Annotated in this window: 16 protein-coding genes and 1 pseudogene; 6 read left to right on the forward strand and 11 right to left on the reverse strand. The window is 60.1% G+C overall.

Annotated features, from left to right (window positions below; translation table 11 throughout):
- Positions 1-3 precede the first annotated feature (3 nt).
- The 5 genes from FE840_RS17700 to FE840_RS17720 all read right to left on the reverse strand — a co-directional run bounded on the left by FE840_RS17700 (position 4) and on the right by FE840_RS17720 (position 5,136).
- Entirely contained in the window at positions 4-819 is an 816-nt protein-coding gene (locus FE840_RS17700; protein ID WP_138287511.1) for an ABC transporter permease, read from the reverse strand.
- Positions 809-1,759 carry an ABC transporter permease gene (locus FE840_RS17705; protein ID WP_138287510.1) on the reverse strand — a complete coding sequence of 317 codons (951 nt, stop codon included), beginning with the start codon at positions 1,757-1,759 and terminating at the stop codon, positions 809-811. The genes FE840_RS17700 and FE840_RS17705 overlap by 11 nt, the downstream gene beginning before the upstream one ends.
- Positions 1,756-2,745, reverse strand: coding sequence for an ABC transporter ATP-binding protein (locus tag FE840_RS17710; protein ID WP_138287509.1), 990 nt, complete (start codon positions 2,743-2,745; stop codon positions 1,756-1,758). Before FE840_RS17710 ends, FE840_RS17705 begins: the two co-directional genes overlap by 4 nt.
- A 189-nt stretch (positions 2,746-2,934) precedes the next feature.
- Positions 2,935-4,092, reverse strand: a complete 1,158-nt coding sequence (locus FE840_RS17715) for an ABC transporter substrate-binding protein (protein WP_138287508.1) — start codon at positions 4,090-4,092, stop codon at positions 2,935-2,937.
- A gap of 135 nt (positions 4,093-4,227) precedes the next feature.
- Positions 4,228-5,136, reverse strand: a complete 909-nt coding sequence (locus FE840_RS17720; RefSeq protein WP_138287507.1) for a LysR family transcriptional regulator — start codon at positions 5,134-5,136, stop codon at positions 4,228-4,230.
- Positions 5,137-5,482: 346 nt separating this feature from the next.
- On the opposite strand from FE840_RS17720, the gene FE840_RS17725 reads away from it, so the two are divergent.
- Together FE840_RS17725 and FE840_RS17730 are read left to right on the forward strand one after the other, a co-directional pair.
- Entirely contained in the window at positions 5,483-6,685 is a 1,203-nt protein-coding gene (locus FE840_RS17725) for a mandelate racemase/muconate lactonizing enzyme family protein (RefSeq protein ID WP_138287506.1), read from the forward strand.
- Positions 6,686-6,719: 34 nt separating this feature from the next.
- Complete coding sequence (locus FE840_RS17730; protein WP_138287505.1) at positions 6,720-7,643, forward strand: DMT family transporter; 924 nt, start codon at positions 6,720-6,722, stop codon at positions 7,641-7,643.
- A 91-nt stretch (positions 7,644-7,734) separates the two neighbouring features.
- On the opposite strand, the gene FE840_RS17735 is transcribed toward FE840_RS17730, so the two are convergent.
- The 6 genes from FE840_RS17735 to FE840_RS17760 all read right to left on the reverse strand — a co-directional run bounded on the left by FE840_RS17735 (position 7,735) and on the right by FE840_RS17760 (position 14,181).
- Entirely contained in the window at positions 7,735-8,739 is a 1,005-nt protein-coding gene (locus FE840_RS17735; RefSeq protein WP_138287504.1) for a TRAP transporter substrate-binding protein, read from the reverse strand.
- A 48-nt stretch (positions 8,740-8,787) separates the two neighbouring features.
- Positions 8,788-10,065 carry a TRAP transporter large permease gene (locus tag FE840_RS17740; RefSeq protein ID WP_138287503.1) on the reverse strand — a complete coding sequence of 426 codons (1,278 nt, stop codon included), beginning with the start codon at positions 10,063-10,065 and terminating at the stop codon, positions 8,788-8,790.
- The gene (locus tag FE840_RS17745; protein ID WP_138287502.1) at positions 10,062-10,598 is read right to left on the reverse strand and encodes a TRAP transporter small permease; all 537 of its coding nucleotides are present in this window, start codon (positions 10,596-10,598) and stop codon (positions 10,062-10,064) included. The genes FE840_RS17740 and FE840_RS17745 overlap by 4 nt, the downstream gene beginning before the upstream one ends.
- Positions 10,599-10,605: 7 nt before the next feature.
- Positions 10,606-11,778, reverse strand: a complete 1,173-nt coding sequence (locus tag FE840_RS17750; protein ID WP_138287501.1) for a fumarylacetoacetate hydrolase family protein — start codon at positions 11,776-11,778, stop codon at positions 10,606-10,608.
- A gap of 181 nt (positions 11,779-11,959) precedes the next feature.
- A complete protein-coding gene (locus FE840_RS17755) occupies positions 11,960-12,676 on the reverse strand; it encodes a FadR/GntR family transcriptional regulator (protein WP_171033718.1) in 717 nt (238 codons plus the stop codon).
- A 47-nt stretch (positions 12,677-12,723) separates the two neighbouring features.
- On the reverse strand, positions 12,724-14,181 hold the full coding sequence (locus FE840_RS17760; RefSeq protein ID WP_138287499.1) for an FAD-binding oxidoreductase: 1,458 nt from the start codon (positions 14,179-14,181) through the stop codon (positions 12,724-12,726).
- 168 nt (positions 14,182-14,349) lie between these two features.
- Here FE840_RS17760 and denD point away from each other — a divergent pair, with 168 nt between their 5' ends.
- From denD to FE840_RS17780, 4 genes and pseudogenes are all read left to right on the forward strand, one after another.
- The gene (denD, locus tag FE840_RS17765; protein WP_138287498.1) at positions 14,350-15,333 is read left to right on the forward strand and encodes a D-erythronate dehydrogenase; all 984 of its coding nucleotides are present in this window, start codon (positions 14,350-14,352) and stop codon (positions 15,331-15,333) included.
- A gap of 47 nt (positions 15,334-15,380) precedes the next feature.
- Positions 15,381-16,234 (forward strand): annotated as a pseudogene (locus FE840_RS17770) (NAD(P)-dependent oxidoreductase).
- Positions 16,231-18,015 carry an IlvD/Edd family dehydratase gene (locus FE840_RS17775; protein WP_138287497.1) on the forward strand — a complete coding sequence of 595 codons (1,785 nt, stop codon included), beginning with the start codon at positions 16,231-16,233 and terminating at the stop codon, positions 18,013-18,015. Before FE840_RS17770 ends, FE840_RS17775 begins: the two are co-directional and overlap by 4 nt.
- 134 nt (positions 18,016-18,149) lie before the next feature.
- Positions 18,150-19,454 (forward strand): flavin-dependent oxidoreductase, encoded by a 1,305-nt coding sequence (locus FE840_RS17780; RefSeq protein ID WP_425502235.1) that lies wholly within the window; start codon positions 18,150-18,152, stop codon positions 19,452-19,454.
- Positions 19,455-19,464 lie beyond the last annotated feature (10 nt).

Genomic DNA, 19,464 nt, shown 5'->3' on the forward strand with positions numbered 1-19,464 from the left:
TCATCATTTGCCGCTGCCTGCGGTCTGGTCGGTATCGCGGGTCAGATAATAGGCAGCCAGGATCGGCAGGAAAGTGACGATCACGACAACCATCGCGACCACATTGGTGACCGGGCGCTGGCGTGGGCGGATCAGTTCTTCCAGCATCCAGATCGGCAAGGTCGATTGCTGGCCGGCGGTAAACGTGGTGACGATGACCTCGTCGAAGGAGAGCGCGAAGGCGAGCATGCCGCCAGCCAGAAGCGCTGTCGCAATGTTCGGCAGGATCACATAGCGGAAGGTCTGGAACCCATCGGCACCCAGATCCATCGATGCCTCGATCAGCGAGCCGGAGGTGCGGCGGAAGCGGGCCACCGCATTGTTGTAGACAACGACGACGCAGAACGTCGCGTGGCCGAGGATGATGGTCCAGAAGGAGAAGGGGATATCTGCCAGCGAAAAGGCCGAGCGCAGCGCGATACCGGTGATGATGCCGGGCAGCGCGATCGGCAGGATGACGAGCAGCGAGATCACTTCGCGACCGAAGAACCTGGTGCGGGCAACGGCTGCGGCGGCAAGCGTGCCGAGCACCAGCGCAATCACGGTGGCGATGCTGGCGACCTTGACCGAGAGCCAGAGGGCCTCCCAGACATCGGGCCGGTTCCAGGTCACGGCGAGCCATTTCGCGGTAAAACCCGGTGGCGGCCACTGGAAGCTTTTCTCCTCCGTCGTGAAGGCATAGACGAAGATCAAGAGGATCGGCAGGTGCAGGAAGGCAAGACCGGCAATGGCCGCGATCTTGAGCGACAGACCTGCAGATTGGGAGCGATCAGAGCGCATTGAACGCCCCCATGCGTTTGGCGATGGTGAGATAAATGCCCATGATGACGATGGGCACAACGGAGAAGGCGGCGGCGAGTGGGATATTGCCCGCCGTGCCCTGCTGGGCATAGACGGCCTGGCCGATGAACAGGCGCGAGGTACCGATGATCTGTGGCACGATGTAATCGCCCATGGTCAGCGAAAAAGTGAAGATCGAACCGGCAATGATGCCGGGCAGAGCGAGCGGAAAAAGGACGTGTCGAAAGGTCTGGCCCGGTCTTGCGCCAAGGTCCCCCGAAGCCTCGATCAGGTTGCCGGGAACCCGTTCCAGGGCTGCCTGGGTTGGCAGGATCATGAAGGGCAGCCAGACATAGACGAAAACGATGAAGGTGCCGATATAGCTGATCGAAAGCGAACTGCCGCCGATCACGGGTGTCGCCAGCAGGCCGTCAAGCAGCCAGGACAGATGCAGCTTCTCGAAGATCCAGGTGAGGATGCCTTCCTTGGCAAGGATCAGCTTCCAGGCATAGACCTTGACGAGATAGCTCGACCAGAGCGGCAGCATGATGCCGAGATAGAAGACGGCCTTCCATTTGCCCCTGGCATAACGGGCCGCGAAGTATGCGATCGGAAAGGCGATCACGGCGGAGGCTAGGGTGACTGCACCGGCCATCAGCAGCGTGCGGGCGATGATGTCGAAATTGGCCGGATGCAGCAACTGGCGGTAGGTGGCCAGGGTGAATTCGTAATTGATCAGACCGGAAAAGTCGTCGATCGAAAAGAAGCTCTGCAGGAGCAGCGCAAAGAGCGATCCGACATAGATGATGCCAAGCCAGAGCAGCGGCGGCACCAGCATCAGGATCAGCAAGAGGTTGGGACGCCGCCAGAACAGATCCGAGAGCCGCCCCATCAGGCCTGGGCGGCCAGGGGCAATCGCGGGTGGGGAGATCGCCGTCATTCAGCCTCCTCCATATGGTGGAGGTCGGTGGGCGACCAGGAGATGCGGATGCTTTCGCCGCTCTGCGGTGCGGGTTGACCGGCGGGCAGCGAGACGGTGAGGGCGGTGACCGCCGTTTCGACGAAGAGCTTGGTCGAGGCCCCGAGGAAGCTCACCGATCGCGCGGTCGCCTCGACGCCGCCGTCCGAGACGATACGGATGGCTTCGGGGCGCAGGCTCGTCCAGCGGGCCTCGCCGCCCAGAGCTTTCATCGCCTCCGGTGCGATGACATTGGAGGAGCCGACGAAATCGGCGACAAAGCGGGTGCGCGGACGCTTGTAGATCTCGTGCGGGGTTCCGGCCTGGACGATCCTGCCGTCATTGAAGACGGCGACACGGTCGGCCATGGAGAGTGCCTCGCCCTGGTCATGGGTGACGAAGACGAAGGTGATGCCGAGCGCGCGCTGCAGGCTCTTCAACTCCTCCTGCATCTGTTCGCGCAGCTTCAGGTCGAGTGCGCCGAGCGGCTCGTCGAGCAAAAGCACTCTCGGCTTGTTCACCAGCGCCCGGGCCAGCGCCACGCGCTGCCGCTGGCCGCCGGAGAGCTGGCCGGGCTTGCGGGCGCCGTAGCCGGGGAGCTTGACCATTTCCAAGGCTTTTTCGGCCTCACGGTGACGCTCGGCCTTGCCCACGCCCTTGACCATCAGGCCATAGGCGACGTTGTCGAGAATGTTCAGGTGCGGGAAGAGGGCATAGTCCTGGAAGACCGTATTGACGTTGCGGCGATAGGGCGGCACGCCCTCGGCCGTTTCGCCGAAGATCTCGATATGGCCTGACGTCGGCTGTTCGAAGCCGGCGATCAGGCGCAGGCAGGTCGTCTTGCCGGAGCCGGAGGGGCCGAGCATGGCGAAGAATTCGCCTGGCTCGACAGTCAGGTCGACGGCATCGACGGCTTTCACGCTGCCGAAATGGCGCGAGACCTTCGAGAAGGAGACGGCTGCGGTCATCAAGGACTCCAGAGGTATGTGAGGTGTGCCGCCGACAGGCGGCCTCTTCTCCCCAGCGGGGAGAAGTGCCGAGCGTAGCGAGGCGATGAGGGGGCCGAAGGCCAAGCGGCCCACAAGAGGCTAGAGGCTTCGCCTCCCCTCATCCGGTCCTGCGGACCACCTTCTCCCCGCTGGGGAGAAGGGAAGCGATCACCGTCCGCCGATCACGCCGATATAGTCCGAGACCCAGCGGTGGTAGGGGACGCATTCGCCCTGGCTTTCGCATTTGGAAACCGGGGTCTTCCAGAACTTGATCTTCTCGAAGTTGTCGAAGCCGTTGCGGGCGCAGCCTTCGTCGGTCAGGAGCGCATTGCCCTTGCAGGCGGCGGGAACCGAGGGAACCGTGCCGAACCAGGCGGAGACGTCACCCTGGACCTTGGGCGAGAGCGAATGCTCCATCCACATATAGGCGCAGTTCGGATGCTCGCTGTCGACATGCAGCATGGTCGTATCGGCCCAGCCGGTGACGCCTTCCTTCGGGAAGACCGAGGCAATCGGCTGGTCGGCCTTCAGGAGATTGACCTGGAAGGGCCAGGAGCCTGAGGCGACAACGCCTTCGTTCTTGAAGTCGTCGATCTGGATGAAGGCGTCGTGCCAGTAGCGGCTCACCAGCGTGCGCTGGACGCGCAGGAGATCAAGGGCTGCCTTGTACTGGTCTTCGTTCAGCTCGTAAGGGTCCTTGATACCGAGTTCCGGCTTGTGGAACATCAGGTAATTGGCGGCATCTGCCACATGGATCGGGCCGTCATAGGCCTGGATGCGGCCCTTGTTCGACTTGCCGTCGGGAAGCGTCATCTCTTCGAAGACGACGTTCCAGCTGTCGGGGGCTTTGTCGCCGAAGGCCTTGGTGTTGTACATCAAGACGTTCGGGCCCCAGACATAAGGCGTGCCATAGTGGACGCCGTCCTTGGTGTGCCAGGGCGCGTTCTGCAGGCGCTCGTCGATGGTGTTCCAGGAGGGGATGAGGGCCGTATTGATCGGCTGGACGCGCTTGCCGGCGACGAGGCGCAGCGATGCATCGCCCGAGGCTGTGACGAGGTCGAAGCCGCCTTCGTTCATCAGGGCGACCATTTCGTCCGAGGTGGCGGCAGTCTTGACCGAGACCATGCAGCCGGTCTTTTTCTCGAATTCGGTGACCCAGTCGAAATTGGGATCCGTTTCGCCGCGCTCGATATAGCCGGCCCAGGCGACGATGGACAGCGCGCCTTCGCCCGGCCCCAGTTCCTTCAGGGGCTCCTGAGCGACTGCCGTCGACGCAAAGCTCAGGACGGTGGCAAGGACAGTGCAAGACTTCAGAAGAGATTTCATCGCAAGGTCTCCCGGTTGTGAGGGCCGCATTCTTGCTGGCCATTTGTTCCCGGTTGAAAGGTTGCCGCGAATTAACCGCATTCGCAAATTCATTCGCCAGAATGACGGTATCGGTTTTTCCGATAGATTGACGACTTACCTGGCGCGCCCACTCCGGCTTGCTTCGGCAATTCCCACAAAGTCGCGTGCCGCCTGGGGAAGGCTTGACCCCTTGCGCCAGACCATGCCGACCTGCACGACCGGCAAGGCTCCCGAGACGTCCCTGCTCTCGATCCTGTCCCCTTCGAGAGACCAGGGGCGGTAGACGAGATCGGGCAGAAGCGCCACGCCGGCGCCGGTGGCGACCAGGCTGCGCACGGCTTCGACAGAGCGGGTACGGAAGGCGACATGCGGACGCGCACCGAGCGCCGATAGAAGCTTGCCCGTGTTTTCCTCGATTTCGTCGACCGTGAGCATGATCAGCGGTTCGCGGGCGATATCCTGGACGGATATGATATCGGCGGAGACGAGCGGGTGGCCAATGGGCAGCCACAGCCGATAGGGCGAGGTTTCGAGGATTTCGGCCTGCAGCGCCATGCGATCACGCAGGTTGGAAATGACCATGACCGCAACATCCAGCTCGCCACCGACCAGCAAGTGCTCCAGATAGGAGCCGTTGTCCTCCATCGCCGAGACCTCCACATCGGGACAGGCGCGGCGATAACGCGCCAGAAGGTCAGACAGGACATAACCAGCAACCAGGGATGTCACACCGATATTCAAGGTGCCACCAGTGTTGTTACGGGTGTCGTTGAATACGTTTCTGGCATCGGATACGTCTGCAAGGATCTTCGTTGCATGGCGCAGGAACTGGTGCCCGTTATGGGTAATGGTCAGGCCGCGCGGGTGGCGCTCGAAGAGCTCGACGCCGAGATCGCCCTCCAGTTCCTTGATCGCCTCGGTGACCGAGGATTGCGAGATCGACAGGTTCTGGGCGGCGCGCGTCACCGATCCCTGCTCGGCGACGGCGACAAAATACTGCAACTGACGAAAGGTGAATGCCATGCCGCCTATAAAGCATCGTATCGGGTCGCTGGACAAGATCAGCGACAGCTTTCGATGAATTCACGATCGCGTTCCGGTATGCTGGGCGGCTAAGGCCCCCGGGGCCTCAACGTGACCCTCGAACAGGGGTCAGATGTGGGGTCTGCCTCAAGTTTCTACAGCCAGTTCGTCCCCGCCGCCGCTTTGATCGACGGTCGACCAACTTCATCCGATCAAGCTGACAACGACGCGAGATTGTCCTTGAAAGCTGCCGGCAATCATCACTAAAACATCTTGTCCGACAACATGACAAATCAGCATGACGGACCAGCCCAAAAAAGGCTTCGCAATTGGACGGGAGGACGGCGTGAGGATCACATCAATCGAGACTGTGCGTATTGCGGAGCGGGCCAATCTACTATGGGTTCTGGTCCATACCGATGAAGGATTGGCCGGCCTCGGCGAGACCTTTTTCGGGGCCGAAACGGTCGAAGCCTATCTCCATGAATATGTTGCACCGCGCGTGATCGGACGAGATCCGCTGGAGATCGACAGACTGGCTTCGGATCTGGTCGGCTATGTCGGGTTCAGGTCCTCAGGGGCAGAAGTCAGGGGCAATTCCGCCTTCGACATCGCGCTCTGGGATCTCTTCGGCAAAGTCACTGGCCAACCGATAGCACAGCTTCTGGGTGGTTTCACGCGCCGCGAGATCCGTACCTACAACACCTGTGCCGGCACGCAATACATCAAGAAGGCGACGGGACAGACGACAGCAAACTACGGGCTGGCAGCCGGGAGTGATTATGACGACCTCAACGGTTTCCTGCACAGGGCGGACGAGCTTGCCCATTCCCTGCTCGAAGACGGCATCACCGCGATGAAGATCTGGCCTTTCGATGCGGCAGCCGAACAGACGCGCGGAAGTTACATTTCTGCCGGCGACCTGAAACAGGCTCTGGTTCCGTTCGAAAAAATCCGCAAGGCCGTTGGCGACCGAATGGACATCATGGTGGAATTCCACTCCATGTGGCAATTGCTGCCGGCCTTGCAGATTGCCAAGGCGCTCGCTCCCTTCCAGACCTTCTGGCATGAAGATCCGATCAAGATGGACAGTCTTTCAAGCCTCAGGCGCTATGCAGAGGTCTCACCGGCACCAATCTCGGCCTCGGAGACACTGGCCACTCGCTGGGGCTTCCGTGACTATCTGGAGACGGGCGTCGCCGGCATCGTCATGCTGGATGTTTCCTGGTGCGGTGGCATTTCGGAAGCGCGAAAGATCGCCGCCATGGCGGAAGCCTGGCACCTGCCTGTGGCACCACATGACTGCACGGGACCGGTTGTCCTGTGCGCCTCGACCCATCTGTCCCTCAACGCTCCAAATGCGCTTGTTCAGGAAAGCGTACGCGCCTTTTATCGGACCTGGTATCGCGACCTCGTGACGGCCTTGCCGGAGGTCAAGAGCGGCATGATCACCGTGCCGCCAGGCCCCGGTCTCGGTATGGAGCTCAATCCGGACCTTGATCGCGCCTTCACCGTCGCTCGCCGAATCTCGGACCAGTCTATCCTTTGAAGCCCCTGCTTCTCGTCATCTCTACGGAGCCACCATGACGACCTCAACGCCAAGCTCGCTCGGCAAAAACGCTCTTTCTGCCTATGCAGGACCCGCCGTCATGTTGCTCGGCATGCTTCTCTTTGCCCTCAATGACGCCATGGGAAAATGGCTCGTCGCCAGCTTCGGCCTGGGTCAGGTGATCCTGATCCGGAGCCTCGCAGCTCTCCTGATACTCGCGCCTTTTCTCTGGATGGCGGGTGCGAAGCCCATTCTGGAGGCAGAGCGGCCCTGGCTTCAACTTGCCCGCGTCGTCTTTTCCACACTGGAGCTCTTCTGCTTTTATTATGCCGTCATGTATCTGCCGCTGGCCGATGTCATGACCTATTGGCTGGCAGCACCGATCTATGTGGCTGCAGCCGCTCCCTTTCTGCTTGGAGAAAAGGTCGGATGGCGGCGCTGGACTGCCATCGCCATCGGATTTCTGGGTGTCATCATTGCGCTTGAACCGTCCGGCGCCATGTTCACGGCACCCGCCCTGATATCGATTATCGGAACGGCTGCCTTCGCCTTCATGATGCTTTCGGGTCGCTCGTTGCGGGCAACGCCAGACAAGACACTGGTCTTCTTTCAGACGGCAGGTGCTGCGATTGCCGGTCTTGTCTTTGCCCCCTTCGACTGGACACCGCTGACCACCGTGACGGACGTCTTGATGCTCGGTCTCCTGGGCATTGTGGCCATGAGCGCCCATATGCTGGTCAATCGGGCCTTGAAGATTTCAGACGCCGCCACGGTGGCGCCGCTGCAATACACCCTGTTGCTCTGGGCGGTGGTCTTCGGCTGGCTGTTCTTCGGGGATGTGCCGCGCACGACCATGCTGATCGGTGCTGCCCTGATCGTCGGTTCGGGGCTCTTCATCTTCTTCCGTGAGCAACAATTGAAGAAGCGGGACAAGATCCTGCCCGCTGTTCCCGAATGAAAGTTCCAACGGAGAAAAGGCAGGAGCCCGCAACGGTTCCCAATTTGCGGGCTCCTTCTGATCCAGCCTTTATGGGCTGCGACCAGGGAGATTATTTGCGGATCTCGGCAAGCTCGGCGAGGATCGAATCGACGATGTCAGCGCCGATCGTGTCCTTGTGCTTTTCGTAAACGACCATGGACTTTTCCCGAATCCGCTGCTGTTCTTCTTCGGACAGGACGTTCACCTGAAGGCCGGCGGCCTTGATCTTCTCCAGAGACTGCTTGTTCAGATCGCCAATGACGCTGCGCTGCAAGTCACGGCCCACGGCTGCGCATTCCCGCAAGGCAGCCTGTTCTTCTTGCGTATACGTGTCGAAGATCGGCTTTGAGAACAGGAACAGGAACGGCGTATAGGCGTGGTTCGTCTCGGTGATATAGTTCTGCACTTCGAAGAACTTCGAGGTATCGATCGTCACATAGGGGTTTTCCTGAGCATCGATCGCCTTTGTTTCAAGGGCGGAGAAAACCTCACCAAAAGCCATCGGGGTGGCGTTTGCGCCAAGGTTCTGGAAGGTATCCAGGAAGATATTGTTCTGCATCACGCGAACCTTCATCCCCTCGAAGTCTTCCCACTTGGTGACGGGTCGAACGGAATTCGACAGATTGCGGAACCCGTTCTCCCAATAGGCGAGATTGATGAGGCCGGCCGCTTCCAGCTTCTCATTCATCATATCCCCGAATTCGCCGTCCAAGATCTGATAGGCTTCCTGGGCATTGGCGAAGAGGAAGGGCAGGTCAAAGACGCCGAGAGCCGGTTCGATGCCGACGAGTGGTGACGATGACGTGACCACGGCTTCCTGGACGCCGGAGCGCAGAGCCTGGGTTGCCTGCAGGTCGCCGCCGAGGGCACCGCCCCAGAAAGCCTGCAGCTTCAGCTTGCCGCCGCTCTTTTGATCAAGGCATGCCTGCATGGCGGTGATGCCGTTGCCGACCGGGTGGTCAGCATTGACGCCGTTCGACACACGGATCGTGCGATCATTGAACTGGGCGAAGGCTGGTGCCGCCGCCGTGACGGCGAAAGCAAGCGCGGTGGTTGTCAGTAGCAGTTTTCTCATGATGTATCCTCCCTTGGACTTGGTATGAGACTGTTGAACCTGTGTCTGTCAGCGCAGCCACTGCGCCGGTATGATGACGATGTCCGGAAAGACAACGAGCAGCATCAGCACCAGCACCTGGGCCAGCAGGAAAGGCGTAATGCCGGTGACCACCCTCCCAAGTGGCACCCTTCCCACGCCGCTGACGACATTGAGAACCACGCCGACTGGCGGCGTGATGAGGCCGATGCAGCAGTTCATGATGAACATCACCCCGAAATAGACCGGGTCGATACCCGCCTGCTTGATGATCGGCATCAGCACCGGCGTCAGGATCAGGATGGTCGGCGTCAGATCGAGCGCTGTCCCGACGACGAGCACGAGCAGCATGATCACGAACATCAACAACATCGGACGATCGATCAGCGGCTCGATGAAGCGCGTGATTTCGCCGGGAATGTTCGCCGCCGTGATCAGCCAGGCCGAAACCAGAGCTGCGCAGACCAGGAACATGATGATCGATGTGGTTTTCGCTGCCTGCAGGATCACCCGTGGCAGATCCCTGAGCTTCAGTTCTCGGTAAATCACCGTGCCGACGAACAGCGCATAGGCCGCGGCAATGACGGCGGCCTCTGTCGGTGTGACCACACCCGCCTTGATACCACCCAGAATGATGACCGGCATGCCAAGCGCCCAGGCGGCACGACCGGTTGCCCTGAGGCGCTCGCGCGCCGGTGCCTTTGGCAGCGCCTCGACGTCGTCCTTCCGAACCACGATTTGCCAAGCGATGATGAGCGAAAGTCCCATCAGGATGCCGGGAACGATGCCTGCCATGAAGAGCTGCGTGATGGAGACATTGGCCGCGACACCGAAAATGATGAAGGCCATGGAGGGTGGGATGACCGGCGCGATGATGCCGCCCGAAGCGATCAGGCCGGCGGAGCGCGGCACATTGTAACCGGCTTTCGCCATCATCGGGATGAGGATGGCCGCAAGAGCCGCCGTATCGGCAGCGGCCGAGCCGGAGATACTGGCCATGATGATCGCCGCCATGATGGCAACAATGCCGAGCCCGCCGCGGATATGTCCGACACAGGCAATGGCGAACTCGATGATGCGGCGGGAAAGTCCCCCGGCATTCATCAGTTCGCCGGCAAGGACGAAAAAGGGAATGGCAAGCAGGGTGAAGGTATCGGCGCCGGCGATCATGTTCTGGGCAATGATCTGGCTGTTGAACATCCCCATGTACCACATGAGGGTGACGCCGCAGAACATCAGGGCAAAGGCCACAGGAACGCCGATTGCCATCGCACCGAGCAGAGAGACAACGAAGACGACCAGGGTCATGTGCTGCGCTCCGCATGCTGATCGACGCCGTGACGCTCGCCGGCAAAGGCTGCAATCTCGTGTTCAGTGACCCTGCCGGTGGCAAGGCGGAACAGGCGTTCAAGCGCAATCAGGCTGCATCCGGCACCGGTGAAGAAGCCGATCCCGTAGACCCAGCCCATGGAGAGGCCTGTGACCGGCGCGCTCATGCTGACATTGATCGGCAATTGCTTCCACGTGCCCCAGAAGAAGAGGAGGGACACACCAAGGATGACCAGATTGGTCAGAAACATGCAGATCTGGCGGCCCTTGCGGCCGAAGCGGGCGACCAGCGTCTCGACCCCCATATGGCCATATTCGCGAAATCCGACGACAGCACCGATGAAGGTCAGCCAGACGAAGAAGTATCGCGCCATTTCGTCTGACACCGTCAGCCCGGAATTGAAGGCATAGCGCAGAACGACATTGACAAAGACCATGATGGCCATGCCCGACAGGAGCAGGATCAGCAGGGTCTCGAGAAATCGATAGAACAGGTCGACAAGCCTGGTCATGATCACCTCATACCCGGTCGAGGAGGCCGCGCCGGGCCAGGTTCTGCATCAGTGCCCGCGTCCCGAAGGTCCATTCCGCACAGGCATCGGTCCGTTCTACCCAGTTGATCAGGGCACCCAGGGCAGGCGTTGAAATCTCGACGCGATCGCCGACTTCATGGGTGAAGCCGAGGCCTGCACCGCGTCTGTCCTTCACCGGCGCAAACATCGTCCCGAGGAAGAGGACGGCACCGTCAGGATATTGATGGTTGCGATTGAGAAGCTGCGAAACGAGATTTTCGGGCGTTCGGCTGATGGACGCCATGGCGCTTTCACCTGTCATCTCGAACCCGTCCTGCCCTGAAACAACAAGCGAAAGCCGAAGCGTCTTGAGCTCGTCAAGAGTGAAATTCCGGTCAAAGAGGCGGATGAAGGGGCCGATGGCACAGGCGGCATTGTTGTCCTTGGCCTTTCCGAGCAGGAGCGCCGAGCGACCTTCGACATCGCGCAGGTTCACGTCATTGCCGAGCGTGGCGCCGACGATGGTGCCATCCGACCTGACTGCAAGAACCACCTCTGGTTCAGGATTGTTCCACTCTGAGATCGGATGAATGCCAACAAGATCACCGCATGCGACGGCGGACATCGGCTGCGCCTTTGTAAAGATTTCAGCGTCTGGCCCGATCCCGACTTCAAGATACTGGGACCACAGCCCCATTTCCTGAAGCAGGGATTTCACCCGCGCGGCCTGATCCGACCCTGCGACCAGGCCCCGCAGACTGTCTCCCAGCACGGGAGCGAGGCGCGCGCGGATGTCCTGAGCCCGGCCAGCATCGCCCTTGGCCTGCTCTTCGATGACACGCTCGAGCATGCTGTCGGCAAAGGTGACCCCGGCAGCCTTGACCGCCTGGAGATCGACCGGTGCCAAAAGCCTGCCGGATCTTCCGGCCAGAAAATCATCGATGCTGCCGAGGACGGGCAATTCGGCGTCTATCTGTGACAGCCGCGTCACAAGGCCATCGATCTCGAGGAGACCTGCCATGGTCGCCGACACCGAAGTGAGATCAAGCACATGTCCGTCCCGAACCAGTACAGGACAGGGACCGCCCTCCACATCGCTCCAGACGCGACCGACAAGGACCGCTTCGGCGACGTCGCGCGGCAGGATGTCAACTGCCCTGAGGCTTTGTTCTGGCGCCAAGACTGGACCTCCTCCCCGTCTCAAGACAAGGCATCTCCCGTTGCCTTGCCCTATTGTCAGGATGTCTGACAACTACACCCGCAAAGTCATAAAACGAGATTCCCGCCCTGTCCAGCCTGCAATCGGCAGCGGTGCTTTTTCTGCCGCTTTTCGCCTTCCCTGCCGATGCGGGCGGCTGAACTCAGAACTGCTCCAGACTGAGATCGATCCGCGTCGCTGCCCCGTGCAAATGCTGGCGCATCGCCTCGCGCGCGGCTCGCGCATCGCGGCTCATGATCGCGTCGCGAAGCACGACATGCTCTGCGATGGTCACCTCGACGATTTCTTCGAGGACGGCTCTGGAGCGGGCGGCATTGATCGCCTGACTGATACGTTCGGCGATAAAGCCGATGAACATTGCAAAATATTCGTTCTGGGTTGCTTCAGCTACGGCGCGGTGAAACGCGAGATCGGCAATGATCCCCTCTTCCGTCCATTTTTCCGCACCCGACATTCGGGCTAAGGCGGCGTCGATCTCGGCAAGATCCTCATCCGTGTGATGTACCGCTGCCAGTCCCGCTGCCTCGATTTCAAGGGGAACCCGAAGCTGGAAGAGGGCCCGGAAACTCTGTCGGTCGAAAAGCTCTCCATCCTTGATCCTGATCGGGCGTGTCGAACGTTCGCTGACGAAGGCGCCGACCCCCTGGCGGGTTTCGACAAGACCTTCATTGCGCAATTGCGCGATTGCCTCGCGGATGACCGAACGGCTGACGCCCAGTGTCTTCGCCAGGACATGTTCGGTGGGAAGCCTTTCACCTGGCTGCAGTCGCCCCTCATGAATCTCGGATGCAATCTGTGCCGCAATTCGGGTCGGCAAGTGCTCGTTGCGCCGAATATGCCCCAGATTCATCTGCCCCAAATCCATCGATCGATCGCCCTTTTTCGGTTCGCATGCGAACCGGTTTTTCACCAAATGCCGTCAAAATTCAATTGGCAGCCGGGATTCATGATCCGGTCCGGATCGATCGCCTGCTTGATCGCCGCCAGAAGATCGGCCTGCGGCTTTGGCAAGCGCTTCAGAAAATCGTCCCGCTTCAGCCGTCCAATGCCATGTTCTGCACTGATCGAGCCCCCGAACCTATCAAGGACCTCGTTGAGGACCAACTTGGATTTCGCAATCATCTCGGCTTTTTCCGCCAAGGACAGGTCACTTGGCGGCAGGACGTTCAGATGGACATTGCCATCGCCGACATGTCCGTAGGAAACACACAGACATTCGGGCAGACGGGCCCGCACCGCCGCTTCCGCCTCGCCAACGAATTCCGCCAGTCGGGAGAGGGACACTGAAAGATCCGTCCGGAGATGCAGTCCTCTTTTTGCCTGCCCTTCATTCATGCCTTCACGAAAGAGCCAGAGATTGCGGGCCTGCAGGCGAGACTGAGCAACGACGCCATCAAGCACAAGTCCGTCTTCCATCACGGCTTCGAGGAAGCGCTGCATCAGATCATCCACATCGACGAGACCGGATCCGGAGATCTCCATCAGGACATAGGCCGGATAGTGGTCCTTCATCGGAAGGGGAAGATCCGGCATGGCCTCACGGGCGAGCGTGAAAGCAAGCGGCGGCATGAATTCGAAGGCCGACATCAAGTCGCAGCAATCGCGCCTCGCCCGACGATAAAGCGCAATCGCGTCATCAAGAGAGGCCAATCCGAGCAAAGCGGTCGCCACCTGCTCCACTTTCGGCATCAGTTTGAGCGAAACGGCGGTAATGATGCCGAGTGTTCCTTCGGCACCGATAAACAACTGCTTGAGATCGATGCCGCGATTATCCTTGCGCAGAGTCGAGAGACCTTCGAAGATGCTGCCATCGGGGAGCACGACTTCAAGGCCGAGGACGAGGTCCCGGGTCATGCCATAACGCAGGACATTGATGCCGCCGGCATTGGTCGAGACATTGCCGCCAATGCGGCAGGAGCCCTGCGCACCCAGCGATAGGGGGAAGAAGAGACCGCTTTCCTCAACCTTTTCCTTGAGGTCAGAGAGGATAACACCGGCTTCTGCGACCACGGAGAAGTCATCGGGCTCGAGACTGCGGATCTCCGTCATCCGCTCGAGACTGATGATCACCTGTCCTGAAGGCTGATCTGGTATTGCACCAAGCACCAGGCCGGTATTTCCGCCCTGGGGGACGATGGCCAGCTTAAGTTCTGCGGCGGCGCGAACCGATCTGACAACGTCCTGGGTATTTCGTGGCCGAAGGACAGCCAAAGCCCCGGTGGTCACATCGCCGTGCCAGTCCCGGCAATAGCCAAGAACTTCGGGACCGGACAGGACACAGTCCGGGCCAAGCCTTGCGGCCAGTTCCGCAACAAGATCATCGGCTCGCGCGGCCCCACCCGTCCCTGTTTTCCGTACTTCCATTTTGGTCCCCGATCTCCCGCGCATCAGCTGCCGGATGCGGATTTCGAACAATTCAGTTTTCAACGGCATGATATAAGGTTATCAGACAACCCTACAAATACTTTTTGTGGCAAAGCCATTGGTCCAGCCAAATGGTTTGCAAGAATGAGGAAGAGGAGACGCCAGCCCATGAAGATACTGATTATTGGCGCCGCCGGAATGGTGGGCAGCAAGCTGGCACAGCGGCTTACAACCGACGGCAGCCTTCAAGGCAAGGCTATCAACAGCCTGACCCTGGCCGATGTCGTGCCGGCACAGGCTCCGACGGGCTTTGGCGGCAAGCTCGCGATCAAGACCCTTGATCTGACGAGCCCGGATGCTGCCGAAAGCCTCATAAGGGAGCGACCGGACGTAATCTTCCACCTTGCGGCCATTGTTTCCGGCGAAGCCGAACTGGACTTCGAGAAGGGCTACCGGATCAATCTGGACAGTACCCGCGATCTTTTCGAGGCCATCCGCAAGGCCAATCAGGCAGACGGCTACAGGCCACGTCTGGTTTTTGCCTCATCCATCGCCGTGGTCGGGGCTCCCCTGCCCTTCCCGATTCCGGATGATTTCCACACCACGCCCCTGACCAGCTATGGAACGCAGAAGGCCATCTGCGAACTCTTGCTCTCGGATTATTCGCGAAAGGGATATTTCGACGGCCTGGGAATCCGGCTCCCGACGATCTGCATTCGCCCGGGAACCCCCAACAAGGCAGCCTCCGGCTTTTTCTCCAACATCCTGCGCGAACCCCTTGTTGGCAAGGAAGCCGTCCTTCCTGTCGATGAAAGCGTGCGCCATTGGCATGCATCGCCGCGTTCGGCTGTCGGCTTCCTGATCCATGGCGCCGGCATCGATCTCGAAAAGGTCGGGGCGAGGCGCAACCTCTCCATGCCGGGATTGAGTGCAACGGTCGGGGAGCAGATCGAAGCCTTGAGACGTGTGGCCGGAGACAAGGCAGTCAAGCTGATACGCCGCGAACCGGACGAAATGATCATGCGCATATGCGCTGGCTGGGCACCCGGTTTTGAAGCCAAGCGCGCACGCGAACTGGGCTTTACAGCAGAAACCTCTTTCGACGAGATTATCCGCATTCATATCGAGGACGAGCTGGGAGGCAGGATTTGACCGAGATAACGAAAACAACCGGGATTGCTTTTCTCGGCACCGGCCTGATGGGCGCGCCCATGGTGCGACGGCTGTTGAATGCCGGTTTTGCAGTCACGGTCTGGAACCGCGACATGGCCAAGGCTGAACCGCTTGTGACCCATGGGGCGAAGCTAGCATCAAACGTCGCAGAGGCGGTGGATGGTGCGGACGTCATCTTTACCATGCTCTCGGACGGGCATGCCGTTGAGGCCGTCCTGTTCGAAAGCGGAGCGGCAGAGCGGGTCAAGCCCGGCGCAACCGTGATTGATACATCGTCGATTGCCCCGCCCATGGCGCAGGATCATGCCGCAAGGCTGAAAGCAAAGGCGTCGCTCATGTCGATGCTCCGGTATCGGGTGGGGTGGTGGGCGCGGACGCTGGAACGCTCGCCATCATGGCCGGCGGAGATCCAGAGGTTGTAGCGAGACTTGCGGCCGTCTTCGAACCGCTGGGACGCGTCACCCATGTCGGACCCTCCGGGGCCGGCCAGATCTGCAAGCTCGCCAATCAGCAGATCGTTGCCATCACCATAGGTGCTGTGGCGGAAGCCATGATGCTGGTGGAAGCCGGCGGTGCGTCACGGGCAAAGTTTCGTGAGGCCATTCGCGGCGGTTTTGCCGAAAGCAGGATTCTCGAACTGCACGGGCAACGCATGGTGGATCGTCGCTTTGAACCCGGCGGTCCTTCCCGCCTGCAACTCAAGGATCTCAATTCTGTTGCGGCCATGGCAGAAAGCCTTTTGCTGGACTTGCCGCTCAGCAAACAGGTGCGAGCAGAATTCGAAGCCTTTGTGGCAGACGGCCATGGGGACAAGGACCACAGCGCTCTTCTTCTGCATCTGGAAAAGATCAATCACTCTGACGGACGGGAAGACCGGTGACGAACAACGATAGACCGAAACGCCGCCTGCGCTCGCAAGACTGGTTTGACAATCCCGACCATCTGGACATGACGGCGCTCTATCTGGAGCGGTTCATGAACTTTGGCACAACGCCCGAGGAACTGCGGGCCGGAAAGCCGATCATCGGCATTGCACAGTCTGGCAGTGACATAAATCCCTGCAATCGTCACCACATCGAGCTTGCCAAGCGGGTACGCGACGGTATTCGCGACGCGGGCGGTATTCCGATCGAGTTTCCCTCTCATCCTCTGTTCGAAAACTGCAAGCGCCCGACGGCGGCCCTTGACAGAAACCTCGCCTATCTGGGGTTGGTCGAGATCCTTTACGGCTATCCGCTGGATGGAGTGGTCCTGACCACCGGTTGCGACAAGACAACTCCCTCCGCTCTGATGGCCGCATCCACGGTTGATATTCCCGCCATTGTCCTGTCCGGCGGGCCGATGCTGGATGGCTGGCATGATGGGGAACTGGTCGGCTCCGGGACCGTCATCTGGCGCTCGAGGCGCAAATATGCCGCAGGCGAAATCACGCGCGAGGAGTTCCTCGAAAGGGCGCTGGATTCGGCTCCGTCCATCGGCCATTGCAACACCATGGGTACGGCTTCCACCATGAATGCCATGGCCGAAGCGCTCGGCATGTCTTTGACCGGCTGTGCGGCGATACCGGCTGCCTATCGCGAACGCGGGCAGATGGCCTATCGCACCGGTCGGCGGGCCGTGGAACTGGTGCTGGACGATATCCGACCATCCCGCATTCTGACGCGCGAGGCCTTTCTCAATGCCATCCGGGTCAATTCGGCCATTGGCGGCTCCACCAATGCGCAGCCGCATTTGATGGCCATGGCAAAACATGCAGGTGTCGAGCTGACGCCCGAGGACTGGCAGATCGAGGGTTTCGACATTCCGCTTCTCGCCAATGTCCAGCCGGCCGGCGCCTATCTGGGCGAACGCTTCCACCGCGCCGGAGGCGTGCCCGCCATCATGTGGGAACTGCTTCAGGCTGGCAGGCTAGACGGTGACTGTCAGACCGTGACAGGTCAGTCGATCGGCCAAAACGTGAGGGAACGAGAATCCACCGATCGAGACGTGATCAGACCCTATGGGCAGCCGCTGAGGGAGCGCGCGGGCTTCCTGGTGCTGAAAGGCAATCTGTTTGATTTCGCCATCATGAAGACAAGTGTGATCTCAGAAGCCTTCAAGGCGCGTTATCTTCGAGAGCCGGGCAATGAAGGCGTCTTCACCGGGCGCGCCATCGTTTTCGATGGATCGGAAGATTATCATGCCCGCATCAATGATCCGGCCCTTGATATCGACGAAAACTCAATTCTGGTCATTCGTGGTGCAGGTCCGCTTGGCTGGCCCGGCTCGGCTGAAGTCGTCAACATGCAGCCACCGGACCACCTGATCAGACGCGGCATCTTGAGCCTGCCAACGATTGGCGATGGCCGGCAATCAGGCACGGCAGACAGTCCGTCCATCCTCAATGCCTCACCCGAAAGTGCAGCCGGCGGCGGTCTTGCCTTTGTCCGGACGGGCGACATGATCCGGATCGACCTCAATCAGGGTCGATGCGACATGCTGGTGGATGATCAGGAATTGGCAAGGCGAAGAATGGAAGGCATTCCTGTCGTCCCCGCAGATGCGACGCCCTGGCAGATGATCTACCGTCAGACGGTCACGCAATTGAGCGACGGCGCTACGATCCGTGATGCGGAACAGTTTCGGGCGATATCGAAAACACCACCGCGTCATAATCACTGATCACGGGCACTAACGACTTTCCCGATCGTAACTGGGAAGGAGTAAATGGATGTGACACATATTACTTTTGCGGCTCCATTCCCTTTTCCCGATGCTCCCGCTATACCCCTGCAAAAACCGGAATTGAGGGAGGAATACGGGTGAAGGAACCTCTGGTCCTGATCGCAGGCGGTGGTATTGGCGGTATGGCTTTGGCCCTGACGCTGCACCAGATTGGCGTGCGCTGCAAAGTTTTCGAATCCGTCCGCGAACTCAAGCCGCTTGGTGTTGGCATCAATATCCAGCCCAACGCCGTCCGCGAGCTTTACGATCTCGGGATAACCGCAGACATGCTGGACAATGTCGGTGTCGCGGCACGCGAATGGGCCCTGGTTGGCCGCAACGGTCAGGAAATCTATGCCGAGCCGCGTGGGCTGGAGGCCGGTTACAACTGGCCGCAATATGCTGTCCACCGGGGCGAGCTGCATATGCTGCTCTATGAAACCTTCCGCAATCGAGCAGGCGACGATGCGGTCATGCTCGGTACGAAAGTGACCGGTTACCGCAAAGGCGTTGACGGCGGCGTATCAGCACTGTTGCGCCATGCAGATGGCACGACCAGTGAAGAGAGCGGTAGCCTGCTGATTGGTGCCGACGGAATACATTCCGCGATCCGCACCCAAATGCACCCCGATCAGCCACCGATCCACTGGGGTGGCGCGGTCATGTGGCGCGGCACGGCCATGGCAAAGCCGGCGCGCACCGGCTCGTCGTTCATCGGGCTTGGTTCCCATCGACACAGGATGGTCATCTATCCGATTTCGCCTGCCGATCCTCAGACCGGTCTTGCCCGCATCAACTGGATTGCCGAGGTTACCTATGACGACATCAGCAAGCGTGATGCGACCGGCTGGTTCCGTCAGGTCGAAGTCGAGGATTTCTTCCACCACTTTGCTGACTGGACCTATGACTGGCTGGATGTTCCGGCTCTCCTGCGGGGCGCAGATGTGGCCTATGAAAACCCGATGATCGACCGCGATCCGGTCGAGACCTGGGTGGACGGTCCGGTGGCACTGATGGGCGATGCGGCCCATGCCATGTATCCGACGGGCTCCAACGGTGCCAGCCAGGCCATCATCGATGCGCGCATGCTGGGCGTCATGATGCTGGCCCATGGCGTCACACCGGAGGCACTTTCCGCTTATGACGCCAAGCTCTGCGGCCCCGTCTCACAGCTCATCCTGCGCAACCGCGGAGCTGGCCCCTTCGGACTTCTCAACATGGTCGACGAACGCTGTGGCGGTGACTTTGACAATATCGATGAGGTGATTTCACCTGAAGAGCGCCACAGCTTCATGGGCGCTTACAAGGCCGCCGCCGGCTTTGCCAGGGATGCCCTGAATGCCGCGCCGCGCATGATCGCTGAAGGTGCAAAGGTGCCTAGCCCTGCCCCTGTGTGAAACCATGGAA

Origin of the sequence: Peteryoungia desertarenae (genome assembly GCF_005860795.2) — a bacterium.
Classification (GTDB): domain Bacteria; phylum Pseudomonadota; class Alphaproteobacteria; order Rhizobiales; family Rhizobiaceae; genus Allorhizobium; species Allorhizobium desertarenae.